18 protein-coding genes and 3 pseudogenes are annotated in these 15456 nt (G+C 68.6%); 9 read left to right on the plus strand and 12 right to left on the minus strand.

Annotated features, from left to right (window positions below; genetic code table 11):
* Positions 1 to 26 precede the first annotated feature (26 nt).
* Genes ASD25_RS04630 through ASD25_RS04655 form a run of 6 tightly spaced genes read left to right on the plus strand, consistent with a single transcriptional unit; the run spans position 27 to position 4107 of the window.
* Positions 27 to 374 carry a helix-turn-helix transcriptional regulator gene (locus ASD25_RS04630; protein ID WP_055830476.1) on the plus strand — a complete coding sequence of 116 codons (348 nt, stop codon included), beginning with the start codon at positions 27 to 29 and terminating at the stop codon, positions 372 to 374.
* On the plus strand, positions 358 to 861 hold the full coding sequence (locus ASD25_RS04635; RefSeq protein WP_055830474.1) for an SRPBCC family protein: 504 nt from the start codon (positions 358 to 360) through the stop codon (positions 859 to 861). Before ASD25_RS04630 ends, ASD25_RS04635 begins: the two co-directional genes overlap by 17 nt.
* Before the next feature lie 40 nt (positions 862 to 901).
* Positions 902 to 1381, plus strand: a complete 480-nt coding sequence (locus ASD25_RS04640; protein ID WP_055830471.1) for an SRPBCC domain-containing protein — start codon at positions 902 to 904, stop codon at positions 1379 to 1381.
* A 39-nt stretch (positions 1382 to 1420) separates the two neighbouring features.
* A complete protein-coding gene (locus ASD25_RS04645) occupies positions 1421 to 1864 on the plus strand; it encodes a VOC family protein (RefSeq protein WP_055830469.1) in 444 nt (147 codons plus the stop codon).
* Between the two features lie 5 nt (positions 1865 to 1869).
* A complete protein-coding gene (locus ASD25_RS04650; protein WP_055830706.1) occupies positions 1870 to 2532 on the plus strand; it encodes a dihydrofolate reductase family protein in 663 nt (220 codons plus the stop codon).
* A gap of 60 nt (positions 2533 to 2592) precedes the next feature.
* Positions 2593 to 4107 carry an acetyl-CoA hydrolase/transferase family protein gene (locus ASD25_RS04655; RefSeq protein WP_055830467.1) on the plus strand — a complete coding sequence of 505 codons (1515 nt, stop codon included), beginning with the start codon at positions 2593 to 2595 and terminating at the stop codon, positions 4105 to 4107.
* A gap of 4 nt (positions 4108 to 4111) precedes the next feature.
* Here ASD25_RS04655 and ASD25_RS04660 read toward each other — a convergent pair whose 3' ends face one another.
* The 11 genes and pseudogenes from ASD25_RS04660 to folK all read right to left on the minus strand — a co-directional run bounded on the left by ASD25_RS04660 (position 4112) and on the right by folK (position 13783).
* The gene (locus ASD25_RS04660; RefSeq protein WP_235561753.1) at positions 4112 to 5299 is read right to left on the minus strand and encodes a serine hydrolase; all 1188 of its coding nucleotides are present in this window, start codon (positions 5297 to 5299) and stop codon (positions 4112 to 4114) included.
* 47 nt (positions 5300 to 5346) lie between these two features.
* Positions 5347 to 6294: a GTPase Era gene (era, locus tag ASD25_RS04665; RefSeq protein ID WP_056615054.1), complete on the minus strand. Its 948-nt coding sequence runs from the start codon at positions 6292 to 6294 to the stop codon at positions 5347 to 5349.
* 10 nt (positions 6295 to 6304) lie between these two features.
* Positions 6305 to 6538, minus strand: a pseudogene (locus ASD25_RS04670) (GTPase); the annotation flags it as partial.
* Positions 6535 to 7263: a ribonuclease III gene (rnc, locus tag ASD25_RS04675; protein WP_055830461.1), complete on the minus strand. Its 729-nt coding sequence runs from the start codon at positions 7261 to 7263 to the stop codon at positions 6535 to 6537. The gene rnc and the pseudogene ASD25_RS04670, both read right to left, overlap by 4 nt.
* Positions 7263 to 7994: pseudogene (lepB, locus tag ASD25_RS33050) on the minus strand (signal peptidase I); the annotation flags it as partial. The gene rnc and the pseudogene lepB, both read right to left, overlap by 1 nt.
* Positions 7995 to 8500: 506 nt before the next feature.
* Positions 8501 to 8902 carry a holo-ACP synthase gene (gene acpS / locus ASD25_RS04685; protein ID WP_055830459.1) on the minus strand — a complete coding sequence of 134 codons (402 nt, stop codon included), beginning with the start codon at positions 8900 to 8902 and terminating at the stop codon, positions 8501 to 8503.
* Positions 8899 to 9636, minus strand: coding sequence for a pyridoxine 5'-phosphate synthase (locus ASD25_RS04690; RefSeq protein ID WP_055830456.1), 738 nt, complete (start codon positions 9634 to 9636; stop codon positions 8899 to 8901). Before ASD25_RS04690 ends, acpS begins: the two co-directional genes overlap by 4 nt.
* 4 nt (positions 9637 to 9640) lie before the next feature.
* Positions 9641 to 10231: an orotate phosphoribosyltransferase gene (pyrE, locus tag ASD25_RS04695; RefSeq protein WP_055830455.1), complete on the minus strand. Its 591-nt coding sequence runs from the start codon at positions 10229 to 10231 to the stop codon at positions 9641 to 9643.
* 39 nt (positions 10232 to 10270) lie between these two features.
* Positions 10271 to 12457, minus strand: a complete 2187-nt coding sequence (locus ASD25_RS04700; protein WP_055830453.1) for a bifunctional (p)ppGpp synthetase/guanosine-3',5'-bis(diphosphate) 3'-pyrophosphohydrolase — start codon at positions 12455 to 12457, stop codon at positions 10271 to 10273.
* A gap of 222 nt (positions 12458 to 12679) precedes the next feature.
* Positions 12680 to 13038 (minus strand): annotated as a pseudogene (gene rpoZ, locus ASD25_RS04705) (DNA-directed RNA polymerase subunit omega); the annotation flags it as partial.
* Between the two features lie 187 nt (positions 13039 to 13225).
* Positions 13226 to 13783, minus strand: coding sequence for a 2-amino-4-hydroxy-6-hydroxymethyldihydropteridine diphosphokinase (folK, locus tag ASD25_RS04710; protein ID WP_082560109.1), 558 nt, complete (start codon positions 13781 to 13783; stop codon positions 13226 to 13228).
* Here folK and ASD25_RS04715 point away from each other — a divergent pair.
* From ASD25_RS04715 to ASD25_RS30170, 3 genes are all read left to right on the plus strand, one after another.
* Entirely contained in the window at positions 13782 to 14363 is a 582-nt protein-coding gene (locus tag ASD25_RS04715; protein ID WP_055830449.1) for an NYN domain-containing protein, read from the plus strand. The genes folK and ASD25_RS04715 overlap by 2 nt on opposite strands.
* Positions 14360 to 14998: a uracil-DNA glycosylase gene (locus ASD25_RS04720; RefSeq protein ID WP_055830447.1), complete on the plus strand. Its 639-nt coding sequence runs from the start codon at positions 14360 to 14362 to the stop codon at positions 14996 to 14998. Before ASD25_RS04715 ends, ASD25_RS04720 begins: the two co-directional genes overlap by 4 nt.
* 130 nt (positions 14999 to 15128) lie before the next feature.
* Positions 15129 to 15344, plus strand: coding sequence for a hypothetical protein (locus ASD25_RS30170; RefSeq protein ID WP_156376970.1), 216 nt, complete (start codon positions 15129 to 15131; stop codon positions 15342 to 15344).
* A gap of 4 nt (positions 15345 to 15348) precedes the next feature.
* Here ASD25_RS30170 and ASD25_RS04725 read toward each other — a convergent pair.
* Positions 15349 to 15456 (minus strand): SsrA-binding protein (locus ASD25_RS04725; RefSeq protein WP_200943542.1); only part of this gene is annotated, 108 nt, incomplete at its 5' end.

Raw genomic sequence — 15456 nt, forward strand, 5'->3', positions numbered from 1 at the left:
CTGTGAGTTACACACGAAGTTCCCTGATGCAGACCGATCCCCTCTCAGCCAAATTCGCTGCCCTGGCCGACCCGACCCGTCGGGCCATCCTGGCGCGGCTGTGCGAGGGCGAGGCCAGCGTCAACGACCTGGCCGCGCCGTTCGACATGAGCCTGCCCGCGGTGTCGAAACACCTGAAGGTGCTGGAGAAGGCGGGGCTGATCAGCCGCGGTCGCGAGGCCCAGTGGCGACCCGCCCGCCTCGAACCCATGGGAATGAAGGGCATCGCCGAGTGGCTGGAACACTACCGCCGCTACTGGGACGCCAGCTTCGACCGTCTCGACGCCTATCTGAAGAAGATCCAGAAGGGAGACCCCGATGGCCCAAGAAATTGACGACAACCCCTGCCACACTGACGGCGTCGCCCACGAGCACGCCCTCGTGCTGCGCCGGGTGCTGGACGCGACGCCGGAGCAGATCTGGAAGGCGTGGATGACGCCCGAGCTGCTGCAGCAGTGGTTCGCGCCCAAGCCCTGGACGATCTCGGACGTACAACTCGACCCGCGGCCCGGCGGGGTGTTCAACTTCATCATGCACGGCCCCGACGGCGAGCGCTTTCCCAACAGCGGCGTCTTCCTCGAGGCGATTCCGAACCGGCGCTGGATCACGACCGACGCCCTGACGCCGGACTGGCGGCCCGCCGGGCAGCCGTTCATGGTCGCCACGGTCGAACTGACGCCGCGGGACGACGGCCGGACCGACTATGTCGCCACGGCGCGCCACTGGAACGCCGAGACGATGAAGCAGCACGAGGCCATGGGCTTCCACGAAGGCTGGGGGACCTGCGCCGACCAGTTGGCCGAGTTGCTGAAGACCCACTGACCTGCCCGACCCTCGACCGGACACGCCGAAGAGCCGCCCGATGACCTTTGTCGAAGCCCCCGCGACCCGTCCGACCCTGCAGATGCAGCGCTTCTTCGATGCGCCGCGGCCGCTGGTGTGGCGGGCGTGGACGAACCCCGAGGTCATGGTGCTGTGGCTGGGTCCGGTCGAGTGGCCGGCGGTCAGCGCCACCCAGGACCTTCGGGTCGGCGGCGAATGGCGGGCCTGCCTGCGTTCGCCGGACACCGGCCAGGACCTGTGGCAGGGCGGGATCTATCGCGAGATCGTACCCGACGAGCGGCTGGTCTTCACCTTCAAGTGGGACGAGTCGCACGAGGACGGCCCACCGGTCGACACCCTGGTGACGGTCCGGCTCAGCGACGCCCCGGGCGGCGGCACGCTGATGGACTTCACCCACGAGGGACTGAAGTCGGAGGCCAGCCTGACCGGCCACAGACACGGCTGGACCAGCACCTTCGAGCGGCTGGAGGCCTTCCTCGCCCGCGACAAGGATTCGTAGCCTCGGCGTTTGTTTCAACCGTTCAAGGGAGGACCGACCATGAAGATCGTGACCAGCCTCAGCTTCCGCGGCCAGTGCCGGGAAGCCTTCGAGTTCTACGCCCGGGTTCTGGGCGGCAGGATCACCGCCGCCTACCCCTATGGCGAAGGCCCGCCCGACATGCCCGTGGGACCGCAGTACCGGGACTGGCTGATGCATTGCTGGCTGGAGGTCGGCGATCAGGCGATCATGGGCGCCGACATGGATGTCGACTGGGCTCCGAACGTCGACAAGCCGAAGAACGGCTTCGACGTCACCCTGCACACCGGGGACGTGGCCGAGGCCCGGCGCTGGTATGACGCCCTGGCCGAAGGCGGCAAGACGACCATGCCGTTCGGAGAGACCTTCTGGTCGCCCGGCTACGGCGGGCTGATCGACCGGTTCGGCGTGCCGTGGATGGTCAACACCATGCCGGCGGAAGGCTGGAAGCCCCAGGGAGCATGACCGTCATGCGAAGGATCAGAACCGCCACCTTCGTCAGCCTCGACGGCGTCATTCAGGGCCCCGGCGGACCCGACGAGGACACGACCGGGGGCTTCGCCTTCGGCGGCTGGGTCTGGCCGTTCTTCGACGAGACGGCCGGCGGACTGATGCAGGAGGCCATGGGCGAGGACTACGACCTGCTGCTGGGCCGCCGGACCTATGAGATCTTCGCCGCCTACTGGCCGCACCAGAACGACGAGATCGGCCGCACGTTCAACGCCGTGAACAAATACGTCGCGGCCGGCCCGGAGACGCCGCTGGACTGGGCCCACAGTCAGCGACTGGACGGCGACCTCGCCGCCGCGGTGCGCGCGCTGAAGGCGACCGGGGGGCGCGACCTGCTGATCCAGGGGTCGAGCGAGGTCATCCACACCCTGCTGGCGCACGACCTGATCGACCAGCTGACCCTGCTGACCTTCCCGGTCATCCTGGGCGCGGGAAAGCGGCTGTTCGACGACGGCGCCCGCCCCCGCGCCTGGACGCTGACGAAGACGCGACAGTCGGGGTCGGGGGTCGTCGCCAACACCTGGGTGAGGACCGACCAGCCGCCGCGGACGGGTACGTTCGGCGACGACGATCCCAGCGCGGCCGAGCTGGAGCGCCGCGCGCGCTGGGCCCGGGAGGGCTGACAGCGGCCTACGCAGTCTTCCGGGCTGGCCGCGGCGGGTCCGGGCGCCTAGATCGGATCCATGGCCCCCTCACGCATCCGCTCCGCCGCCCTGCAGTCGAAGATCATGAGCGCGGAGGACGCCGCCGCCCTGATCCCGCCCAACAGCACGGTGGGGATGAGCGGCTTCACCGGCTCGGGCTATCCCAAGGTCATCGCTCCGGCGCTGGCCGCCCGCATCGAGGCCGAGCACGCCCGGGGTAACCCGTTCCGGCTCAGGGTCTGGACCGGCGCCTCGACCGGGCCGGAGCTCGACGGCGCCCTGGCCAAGGCGGACGGCATCGAATTCCGCCTGCCCTACAATTCCGATCCGATCGCGCGGGAGAAGATCAACAGGGGCGAGATGGAATATCTCGACATGCACCTGAGCCAGGTGGCGCCGATGGCCTGGCAGGGCTTCCTCGGGCCGCTGGAGACGGCGGTGATCGAGGTGTCGGGCATCCGGGAGGACGGTTCGCTGATTCCCTCATCCTCGGTCGGCAACAACAAGACCTGGCTCGACCGGGCCGATCAGGTGATCCTCGAGGTCAACTCCTGGCAGAACGAGGCGCTGGAGGGGATGCACGACATCTACTACGGCACCGCCCTGCCGCCCGACCGGGTGCCGATCCCGCTGATACGGTCCGACGACCGGATCGGACAGCCGACCTTCCGCTGCGATCCGGCCAAGGTCGTGGCCGTGGTCGAGACCCATTCGCCCGACCGCAACGCGCCGTTCGATCCGCCGAACGACGCGGCAAGAGCGATCGCCGGCCACCTGCTGGAATTCCTCACCCATGAGGTGAAGGTCGGCCGCCTGCCCGCTTCGCTGCTGCCGTTGCAGTCGGGGGTGGGCAATATCGCCAATGCGGTCCTGACCGGGCTGGTGGACGCCCCGTTCGAAAACCTGACGGCCTTCACCGAGGTCATCCAGGACGGCATGCTCGACCTGCTGGACAGCGGAAAACTGCGCGTCGCCTCGGCCACCGCCTTCTCGCTGAGCCCCGACGCGGCGGCGGACCTGAACGCGCGGATGACCGAGTTCCACGACCGGATCATCCTGCGGCCGCAGGAGATATCGAACCACCCCGAACTGATCCGCCGGCTGGGGTGCATCGCCATGAACGGCCTGATCGAGGCCGACATCTACGGCAACGTCAACTCGACCCACATCATGGGCTCGCGCATCCAGAACGGCATCGGCGGCTCGGGCGACTTCGCCCGCAACGCCTTCATCTCGGTGTTCATGACGCCGTCGACGGCGAAGGGCGGCCGGATTTCGGCGATCGTGCCCCACGCCAGCCACGTCGACCACATCACCCAGGACGTCCAGGTGCTGGTCACCGAACAGGGCCTGGCCGACCTGCGCGGCCTGTCGCCCAAGCAGCGGGCCCGGGTGATCATCCCCAACTGCGCCCACCCCGACTACCGCGACCAGCTGCAGGACTATTACGACCGCGCCCTCAAGGGTTCGTACGGCCTGCAGTCGCCGACCCTGCTGGACGAGGCGCTGGCCTGGCACCAGCGGTTCGTCGAGACGGGAACGATGCGGTTCTGACCGGTCAGCGCGCCATGGAGGTCGGGACCGGCCGCCCCAGGGCCTCGGCCACGCCTTGCTGCGACAGCAGGAAGACAGCGTCGCGCTGGTGATAGTTGTTGGACAGGACGATCACCGTCACCTCCGCGTCGGGCTGGTACGTCACCAGGTTGCGGAATCCCGACCAGCTGCCGGTGTGATAGATCTGACGGTCGAGGAAGTCGGGGCTGACGCGGCGCCCGAGGCTGTTGGTGAACAGGCCGAAGCCCCAGTCGCGGCGCGGCCGCCCGCGTTCCGCCGGCGTCGAGTCCGGCGCGTGGTCGGCGATCATCATCGCATAGCTGCGGGGGCTCAGCAGATGGCCGCCATGCAGGGCCCGCTGCCAGACCAGCAGGTCGTCGAGGGTCGAATACAGGGCCCCTGCCCCGACGATGATGCTGACATTGGCGTCGGGCTGTTCGGACGGACCGCCGCCGCCGAGGTTGGCGTAACCCATGACCACGTCCGAGGCGCCGTCGTCATACCCCGTGTCGGTCATGCCCAGCGGCTTGAAGAAGGCGGTGCGGAGATAATCGTGCAGCGGCTGCCCGCTGGCCTTCTCGACCACGGCGCCCAGCAGATTGTAGGCGGCGTTGTTGTAGCGAATCTTCGTACCGGGCGGGAACTGAAGGCCGTACTGCATGGATTCGGCGGTCAATTCCGCCATGGTGGCGGGCGTCACACGGCGCACGCCCCAGGCCGGCCGCGCCATCAGATCCGGAATGCCGGAACTGTGCCCAAGCAGGTGGTAGAGGCGGACAGGCTCCCAGGCCGGGCGGCAGGGCTGGATCCACCGGCACACCGGGTCATGGGTCGACAGCACGCCCTCGTCCTGCAGCCTGAGGATGGCGGCGGCGGTGAACTGCTTGCTGACCGAGGCCAGGCGGAAGCGCGAGTTCAGCTGCAGCGGCTCGCCCGCGCGGCGGTCGGCCATGCCGTGAACCTGACGGAACAGCACCTGATCGCCGCGGGCGACGAGGACGCCGCCGGTGAACTGCCCGGATGCGCCCCAGCGGTCGAGCTGGGCCTTCAGGGCCGGCAGGGTTTCGACCACCTCGACCGGCGGTCGCGGAGGCAGCGGTTCAGCCGCCGCTGCGACGGACGCGGGCCGGGCGCTGGCCCAGGCGGCCAGGGCCGCGATGGTGATCAGCAGGACCGCGAAAATTGCGATCATGAGCCGGGGATGGCCCCCGGCGTGTCTGGGTACGTTGAACACGGTCGCTAGACGTCGAAATCCAGCCCGAACTGGGCATAAAGAGCGCGGGAATCCTGCCATTTCGGGTCGACCTTGACCGTCAGGAACAGGTGGACGGGACGGTCCAGCAGCTCGGTGAGTTCCTCACGCGACTTCTGGCCGATCCATTTCAGCGTCTGGCCGCCCTTGCCCAGGACGATGGGCCGCTGGCTCTCGCGCTCGACATAGATGGTCTGTTCGATCCGGGCCGAACCGTCGGCCTTGTCCTCAAAGGCGGTGGTCTCGACGGCCGCCGAATAGGGCAGTTCCTCATGGACGCGCAGATAGACCTTCTCGCGGGTGATCTCGGCCGCCAGGACGCGCATCGGCACGTCGGCCGACTGATCCTCCGGATAGAGCCACGGCCCCTTGGGCATGGCGCGGGCCAGACGCTGTTTCAGGTCGTCGACGCCGTCGCCGCTGAGCGCAGAGATCATATAGACCTCGGAATAGACGCCGGTTTCGAACAGTCGCTGGGACAGGGCCAGCAGGGTGTCGCGGCGCATGCCGTCGATCTTGTTCAGGGCCAGGATCACCTTGGTGCCGGTCGCCTTGAGATTGGCGATGATGGTTTCGGTGTCCTCGGCCGAGCGGCGGTCGGCGGCCTGGCCTTCCTTGCCTTCGGCGGCGATGTGCGAGGCCGCGTCGATCAGGTGCACGACCACGTCKGCGTCMGAGGCGCCGCCCCAGGCCGAGGCGACCATGGCGCGGTCCAGGCGGCGGCGCGGGGTGAAGATGCCGGGGGTGTCGACCAGCACGATCTGGGCGTCGCCCTCGATGGCGATSCCGCGCACGGGAAAGCGCGTGGTCTGGACCTTCTGGGTGACGATCGAGACCTTGGTGCCCGTCAGACGATTGACCAGAGTGGACTTGCCGGCGTTCGGCGCGCCGATGATGGCGGCGAAGCCTGCGCTCTGGTTTTCTGTATCGGTCAAATCACGCCTTCACGCTGCAGCAGGCCGACAGCGGCCGCTTTCTCCGCGTCCTGGTGTCGACCAGCACGATCTGGGCGTCGCCCTCGATGGCGATCCCGCGCACGGGAAAGCGCGTGGTCTGGACCTTCTGGGTGACGATCGAGACCTTGGTTCCCGTCAGACGATTGACCAGCGTGGACTTCCCGGCGTTCGGGGCGCCGATGATGGCGGCGAAGCCGGCACTCTGGTTTTCAGGGTTGGTCAAATCACGCCTTCACGCTGCAGCAGGCCGATGGCGGCCGCTTTCTCCGCGTCCTGACGCGAACGGCCTTGTGCGGTCAAGGGCGGATGTCCGGCCACACTGACTTCGACGGTGAAGGTCGGGGCGTGATCCGAGCCCTTGCGGTCGACGATACGGTAGACAGGCAAAGGCTTTGCGTGGGCCAGGGCCCACTCCTGCAGGGCCGATTTCGGGTTGGTCAGGGATTTGCGCGCCGGCGCGGAGAGTTCCTCCGCCCACGTCCGGTCGAACACCGCGCGGGCGGCGTCGATGCCGCCGTCGAACCAGACGGCGGCGAGGATGGCCTCCATGGCGTCGCCCAGCATGCCCTCGCGGCGGCGGCCGCCCTGTCTGGCCTCTCCGGGCGACAGGCGCATGGCGTCGCCCACCCCCACGGCCTCGGCCACGCGGGCGCAGGTCGCCTTGTCGACGAGGGCGTGCAGGCGCGAGGACATCTCGCCCTCGTTGGCGTCGGGATGGTCGCGCATCAGCCGGTCGGCGACCAGCAGGCCGAGGACCCGGTCGCCGAGGAACTCCAGCCGCTGGTTGTCGGCGAACAGTCGGCCCCGGGCGTCGCGCTCGGCCCCCTCCCCCACGCTGGCGTGGGTCAGGGCCAGGTCCAGCAGCGCCGGGTCCCTGAACTCATGGCCCAGGCGGCGCGTGAGCGCGCGGACAGCCTCGGCCCGTCGGTCCGAGGATCTGGCCGCCATCAGTCGAGGACGGTGAAGAACCGGCTCGGGCGGATCTTCGAGAACCAGCTGACCGGGTTCCACAGCGAGGCGCCGGGCGACCACGAGAACAGAATGATCTCGGCCTTGCCGATCAGGTTCTCTTCCGGCACCAGGCCGACGCCCTGGGACTGCTCGACGCGGCTGTCGATCGAGTTGTCGCGGTTGTCGCCCATCATGAAGTAGTGGCCGGCCGGAACCTCGAACACCGGGGTGTCGTCCAGATCGTTGCCGGGGCCGAAGTCCTGGATGGTGATGGTCTTGCCGCCCGGCAGGGTCTCGCGCATGCGCACGATGGGCATGCCGTACATATTGGTCACGTCGGCGCCGCTGACCACGACGTCGCGGACCGGCTGGCCGTTGATGTGCAGGACGTTGGCGACCATCTGGATCCTGTCGCCGGGCAGGCCGATCAGGCGCTTGATGTAGTCGGTCCGGTCGTCGCGCGGCAGTTTGAACACGACGGTGTCGCCGCGCTCGGGCGACCGGGCGAGGATGCGGCCGTCGAAGATCGGCGGGCTGAACGGGATCGAGTGTTTCGAATAGCCATAGCTCCATTTGGACACGACGATGTAGTCGCCCTCGTAAAGGTTCGGCTCCATCGAGGCCGACGGAATGGTGAAGGGCTGGAACAGGACCACGCGCAGGACGAAGGCGATCAGCAGGGCGAAGAAGATCGTCTTGATGAACTCGAAGCTCTCGCTGCCGGAACCGCCGCCGGACTTCTTCTTCCCGGCGCCCTTGCCACGGGCGTAGACCGGCGTGCTGTCGACGTCCTGGAACGGCGCGTCTCCGGCGTCGCTCCATACCGGCCTGGGAGCCGCCGCGGCGGCGACAGCCGCGCCGCCGGCGGCAGCGGCGACGACGGGCGCGGCATGGCTGTCATGCGCGTGTTCGTCAGCGTGCGCGGCAGAAGGGTCGTCGTGGCCGTGCGCCGGGTCATCGTGACCGTGGGCGTCATGGACGGGGTGGGCGGCCGACTCGTCGTGGCCATGGTCGTCGGGGCCGTGATCCGCCGCCGGATGCTCCTCGGCCGCCTGGTCGTCCGCCACGGGATGCGCGGCCACGGCGTCATGCCCGTGCGCGTCGGGCGCGGCCGGGGCATGGTCGTCGTGACCCGCATGGCCGTGGTCGTCGTGCGGCTTGTGCTCGTCGCTCATCTCGGTTCGGTCCCCAGCCGCTGTTCCGCGGTCTTTGCGGCGAAATCGGTATAACGTGATCAAGACATCGGCAAGGCTTCGATCACCACGAAGGCGAGCGCGTACGGATGCTCGTCGCTGAGCGTCAGATGTATCCGCGGTTCGTGACCGGGCGGTGTCAACCTTTGCAGGTGCTCCAGGGCGTGTCCGGTAAGGGCCAGGGTCGGCTGTCCCGAACGCTGGTTCACCACCCCCATGTCGCGCCAGTATACATCGACCCGCATGCCCGTGCCCAGGGCCTTGGCGCAGGCCTCCTTGGCCGCGAACCGCTTGGCGTAGCTCCACGCGGCGTCGGGCTTGCGATCCGACCGGGCCTGCTCCAGCTCCGTGAAACAGCGCTGTTTGAACCGGTCGCCGAAACGGTCGAGCGATGACTGGATGCGGCGGATGTCGCACAGGTCAGCGCCGACGCCGATGATCACGCGACGGCGTCCATGGCCGCGCGCATGCGGTGGATGGCGGGCGTGAGACCCACGAACACCGCCTCGCCGATAAGGAAATGGCCGATGTTCAGCTCGCGGACCTCGGAAATGGCCAGCATATGGGCGGCGGTGACGTAGTCCAGACCATGGCCGGCGTGGACCTCCAGGCCCAGATCGAACGCCCGCGTCGCCGCGGCCTGAAGCCGTTCAAACTCCACCGCCCGGTCGTCGCCGGACAGATGGCAGTAGCGGCCGGTATGCAGCTCCACCACCCGGGCGCCCACGGCGTGGGAGGCCGCGACGTGTTCGAGGCTGGGCTCGATGAACAGCGACACCCGGATGCCGGCGTCGGCCAGGGCCTTCACGACCGGCTGGATGCGGGCTTCGTGGCCGGCGACGGCCAGGCCGCCCTCGGTCGTCACCTCCTCGCGCCGCTCTGGCACGAGGCAGGCGGCGTGGGGCCTGTGCCGCAGGGCGATGGCCAGCATCTCATCGGTGACGGCCATCTCGAGGTTCAGCGGCCGTCCGGCCTCGGCGCACAGGTCGCTGAGGGCCGCGATGTCGGTGTCGGTGATGTGGCGTCGATCCTCTCGCAGGTGGGCGGTGATGCCGTCGGCGCCGGCGGCCAGGGCCTCGCGCGCCGCCCGCACCGGATCGGGATGGACTCCGCCGCGGGCGTTCCGCACGGTGGCCACATGGTCGATGTTGACGCCGAGGCGAACGCGTCCGGTCATCCGCCTAGCCCCGGCTCGCCAGCCGGCGGCTGCCGGGGTCCTCGACCGGCAGGGCCGCCAGTTCCGGCGGCAGGTCGTCGGCGGGGTATGCGGGCACGTCCAGCGTCGCCAGGGCCACCAAGGGCACGCCGACGTCGGCCCGTCCGCCCGACCGGTCGACGATACAGGCCGCCGCCACCACCTCTCCGCCCGCCGCCTGGATGGCCGCGATGCATTCGCGCGAGCTCAGGCCCGTGGTGACGATGTCCTCGACCATGACGACCTTCTGGCCCGGCTCGACGTGGAAGCCGCGGCGCAGTTTGAAAACGCCGCCCTCGCGCTCAACGTACATCGAGGGCACGCCGAGCCAGCGCGCGGTCTCATAGCCGGGAATAATGCCGCCGACGGCGGGCGAGATGGCCACGTCGACGGGCCCGACGGCCGCCGTGATCTTCTCCGCCAGCGCCTTGCACAGCCGCGCGCACCGCGCCGCGTCCATGAACACCAGGTTCTTCTGCAGGAACACCGGGCTGTGCAGCCCCGAGGACAGCACGAAATGGCCTTCGCGCAGGGCGCCGGCGCCGCGGAATTCGTCGAGAACGTCATCTGAGGTCATGGCGGCTGTCATAACGAGCGCCACCGTCGCCGCAAGGCCCTAGCCCCGCGCCCGTTCGACCGTGTCGACCGACGGATTGGTGCGCAGGGCGGCCATGATGGCGGTGGCGTGCTTCGCGTCCTCGACCTCCATGTCGATGTCGACGTCGAAGAAGTCCTGCTGCCGGTGGCTCATGACCAGGTTGAGGATGTTGCCGCCGGCCTCGCCGATGATGGTGGCGACCTGGCCGAGGACGCCCGGCGCGTTCTTGATGGTGGCGCGGATGCGGGCGGAGGCGACGGCCCCCTGCTCCGCCTGGGGCGTCCATTGCAGATCCTGCCAGACGGAATCGTCGTCGGAGAAGTCGGCCAGACGCTGGCAGTCGATGGTGTGGACGGTCAGGCCGGCCTCGGGCTCGAGGATGCCGACGATGCGGTCGCCGGGCACGGGGGAGCAGCAATGGCCGAAATGGACGCTGACGCCGGGGGTCAGGCCGCCGCCGCGGACGAACAGGCGCGCCTGCTCGTCGCCGATGCGTTTGCGGTCGGGACCGGCCTTGAGCCGGCCCTTGAGCGCCGGGAACAGGGTTTCGCCGACCTTGGCCGCCGACAGTCGGCCGCGGCCGATGGCCTCGAACAGGTCTTCTTCCGAGGCGAACGACAGGGTTTCCAGCATCGCCTTCAGCGACACCTCGGCGAGAGTCTTGCCGGCGCGGGACAGTGTCTGGTCCAGCGTGGCCCGTCCCAGCTTCTGGAACTCGCCCCGCTCGGAGGTGCGGATGTGGCGACGGATGGCGGAGCGCGCCCGGCCCGTGACCGTCAGGGAGCGCCAGTCGACCGGGATTTCCCGCTTCGAGCCGCGAACGATCTCGATCACGTCGCCGTTCTGGAGCTGGGTGCGCATCGGCTTGAGTTCGCCGTTGATCTTGGCGCCGACGGCCGTGTCGCCGACCTCGGTGTGGACCGCGTAGGCGAAGTCCAGGGGCATGCCGCCGCGCGGCAGGGTGATCAGCGACCCCTTGGGCGTGAAGACGAAGACCTGGTCGAGGTACATCTCCAGCTTGGCGTGCTCGACCCAGTCCTCGCCGCCCTCGCCGTGCTCGATGACCTGGACGAGGTGGCGCAGGTTCTGCAGCGGATCGCGCCCGCCGTCCTTCTCCATGGCCTCCTTGTCGAAGCCATAGGACTTGTTCTTGTAGGCCCAGTGCGCCGCCACCCCGTCCTCGGCGACGCGGTCCATGGCCTCGGTGCGGATCTGCATCTCGATGCGCAGGCCAGACGGACCGACAACTGTCGTGTGCAAGGAGCGGTAATTGTTGGACTTCGGGGTCGAGATGAAATCCTTGAACCGTTCCGGCACCACGGGCCAGGCGCGGTGGATGACGCCCAGCGCGCGGTAGCAGTCGTCCTCGGCCTCGACGAGGACGCGGAAGCCGTAGATGTCCGACAGGGACGAAAAGCCGACCGACTTGCGCTGCAGCTTGCGCCAGATCGAATAGGGCGTCTTCTGCCGGCCGAAGACCGTGGCCTTCACCCCCGCTTCGGACAGCACGCGTTCGACCTCGCGCGACACGCCGTCGATGGCGCGGCCGTGCTCCAGCTTCAGCGCTTCCAGCCGGCGTTCGATGGCGGTCCGGGCGGTCGGATTCAGATGTTCGAAGGCCAGCTCTTCCAGCTCGGAGGCGATCGAGTGGATGCCGATCGAGCGGCCAAGCGGGGCGTAGACTTCAAGCGTTTCGCGGCTGATGCGCTCGCGCTTCTCGGGCTTGACGTGCTTCAGCGTCCGCATGTTGTGCAGACGGTCCGCCAGCTTGACCAGCAGGACGCGGACATCCTTGGAGATGGCGAGGATGAATTTGCGCAGGTTCTCGGCCTGGCGCGTGTGCTCGGCCTGAAGCTCCAGCCGTGACAGCTTGGTCACCCCCTCGACCAGAGAAGCGACCTCCTCGCCGAACATGCCGGCGATGTCGTCGCGGGTCGCCGAGGTGTCCTCGACCACGTCGTGCAGCAGGGCCGTGACGATGGTGGCGGTGTCGAGCCGGTAGTCGGTCAGGATGCCGGCGACCTGGATGGGATGGGCGAAATAGGGATCGCCCGAGGCCCGCAGCTGCGAGCCGTGCATCTTCATCGCATAGACATAGGCGCGGTTCAGCAGCGCCTCGTCCGCCGTCGGATCGTAGGCGCGCACGGCCTCGACCAGTTCGAACTGACGCAGGACCGTGGAACGCGGATGGTCGTCCGGATCCACGTGAGGACGCGGACCACCCGGGTCGTTCAGATTGGCGGGTTCGGGCGTCGGCGCGGGCTGCCGCGCCGGCAGTATGGTGATACCGTTGGCGGGTTCCGCCGTCAGTACCGCTCCTCCTGGCCGCCGTCGCGGTCGCTTTGCAGCGCACGGATCAGCTCGGCCTCGGCCATGTTCATGTGCTGGGGTTCAGCCAGCAGGCCCACGATCTCGGCCTCGTCCTCNCAGTACCGCTCCTCCTGGCCACCGTCGCGGTCGCTTTGCAGCGCACGGATCAGCTCGGCCTCGGCCATGTTCATGTGCTGGGGTTCAGCCAGCAGGCCCACGATCTCGGCCTCGTCCTCGGCTTCGGTGCGCTCGTCGACACGTTGCAGCGCAACGATGACGGTCTCGCGCAGTTCGTCCGGCTTGACCATGTCGTCAGCCAGTTCGCGCAGGGCCACGACCGGGTTCTTGTCGTTGTCGCGATCGATCGTCAGCGGCGCGCCGTTGGCGATGGCGCGGGCGCGGTTGCCCGCGAGCAGAACCAGGCCGAACCGGTTCGGCACCTTCTCGATGCAGTCTTCGACAGTGACGCGAGCCATGAATATCCTCGGGCGCGGGGGGTGAACAGGGCCTGGCGCACGGGCTGGCCNGAACCGGTTCGGCACCTTCTCGATGCAGTCTTCGACAGTGACGCGAGCCATGAATATCCTCGGGCGCGGGGGGAGAACCGCACAAACTATAGGGTCAGGCCCAATTGTGCAACGCCGCATGGGCGAGAATGAGGCGTCAGCGCTGGGGCGCGGCGTCCCTTCCCACCATCGCCGCTGCGGCGAGGGTCCTGGCCGTCCCTCCGGCCGGGTGCCGCCAGTTCGGAGCGATCTCGGCCAGAGGTCCCATGACGAACCGGCGCTCCGCCGCGCGGGGATGCGGAACGATCAGCGCGCCCAGTTGGTCCGCCAGCCGCCCATAGGCGATCAGGTCCAGATCCAGCGTCCTCGGCGCGTTGGCCGCGCCGCGCTGGCGTCCGAACGCCTCCTCGATCCGGCCCAGCGCGGCCATCAGGTCGTGAGGCTCGTGTTCGGTGCGAACGATGACCACGCCGTTGAGGAACGGCGGATCGGCGGGGTCCGGCCAGGCGGCCGAGCGCCACCACGACGACCGCGCCAGCACATCGATCCCTTCCGACCGGAAGCGGGCCAGGGCGGCCTCGAGCGCCTCGCGACAGTCGGCCCACGCCCCCTTGTCATTGCAGCCCAGCGCGACGATGACAGCCAGGTCCAGATCGACCGCGTCGTCTATTTCGACGGAGGCGGGGACGTCCATTTCGCCGGAGTCCTTTTCCATGACGCCTTATCCGACCGATCGCATCGCCCTGTTCATCGACGGGGCCAATCTGTATTCCGCGGCCAAGGCGCTGAACGCCGATCTCGACTTCAAGAAGCTGGTCGAGATGTATCGCAACCAGGCCGTTCTGGTTCGCGCCTACTATTACACGGCGGTGATCGAGGGCGAAGAGTTCTCGCCGATCAAGCCGCTGGTCGACTGGCTGGACTACAACGGCTTCACCGTGGTGACCAAGCCGGTCAAACGCTTCACCGACGCCCAGGGCCACACCCGCACCAAGGGCAACATGGACATAGAGATCGCCGTCGACATGCTGGAGTTCGCCCCGCACATCGACCACGCGATCCTGTTTTCCGGCGACGGGGATTTCCGCCGGCTGGTCCAGGCCGTGCAGGCGAAGGGCGTGCGGGTCACCGTGGTCTCGACGACGAAGAGCCAGCCGCCCCAGATCGCCGACGAACTGCGCCGCCAGGCCGACGCCTTCGTGGAGCTGAACGACCTGCTGCCGGACATCGGCCGGCCGCGCGCCGCGGCGCCGCAGCCGACCAGCCGGGTGTTCGAGACGGATCACCGCGAATGAGCCTGAACCCGGAGCCGCCCCGCGACTGTCCGCTGTGCCCGCGCCTGGTCGAGTACCGGCGCGAGAACCAGGGCCAGAACCCCGACTGGTTCAACGGTCCCGCCCCCTCGTTCGGCGATCCCGACGCGCGTCTGCTGGTCGCCGGACTCGCTCCCGGCCGGACCGGCGCCAACCGCACGGGCCGGCCCTTCACCGGCGACGGCGCCGGCTGGATTCTCTATGAAACCCTGATCCGGACCGGCTTCGCCACCGGCGTCTACGAGGCGCGGCCGGACGACACCGTTCGGCTGGTCGACTGCATGATCACCAACGCGGTGCGCTGCGCCCCGCCCGGCAACAAGCCCCTGCCCGCCGAGGAATCGACCTGTCGCCCCTTCCTGACCGCCCGCCTCGCCGCCCTGCCCCGGCTCAAGGTCATCGTCACCCTGGGCGACGTCTCGCGGCGCAATGTGCTCAAGGCGCTCGGCCTCAGGGGGACGGCCGCGCCGCCAGGCCATGGCGTAGAGGCGGCCCTGGGCGGCTATGTGATCCTGAACAGCTATCACTGCTCGCGCCTAAACACGAACACCGGCCGGTTGACCCCCGCCATGTTCGAGGCCGTGTTCCGCCGCGCCCGCGAGATCATCGAAACCTGACCGGACGCCCCTCGCCGACGCGGCGAGTGTGGCTCCCGCGCCACGCGAATCACCGGCCTCCGGGTGTAGCCTTGGCTCCCAGGAACAGTACCGCCCAGCTTGCGTTGATCGAACAGCTTTGGAGGCTGTGATGCGTAGGTCGAACGGGGTCTTCACGCCCCAGGAACGGAAGACGGCGATGTGGGCCCTGCTGATGGCGGCCCTGCTGGCGGCGATGGGGCTGATGATCCAGCAGTACAGCCAGCCCTCGGTCGGACCGGGCGGGATCGACGCCTATATGACGGCCTCGACGCCGGGCGTGCTGGACGCCCAGCCGGTGATGGACGTGGCGACGCCGCAGGCCTGAGCCGTCAGCCCCGTTCCTTCATCAGCCGGGCCTTGTCGCGCTGCCAGTCGCGCTGGGCCGTGGCCTCGCGCTTGTCATGCAGCTTCTTGCCCTTGGCCAGGGCGATCTCGAT

The sequence above is a fragment of the Brevundimonas sp. Root1423 genome (genome assembly GCF_001426805.1).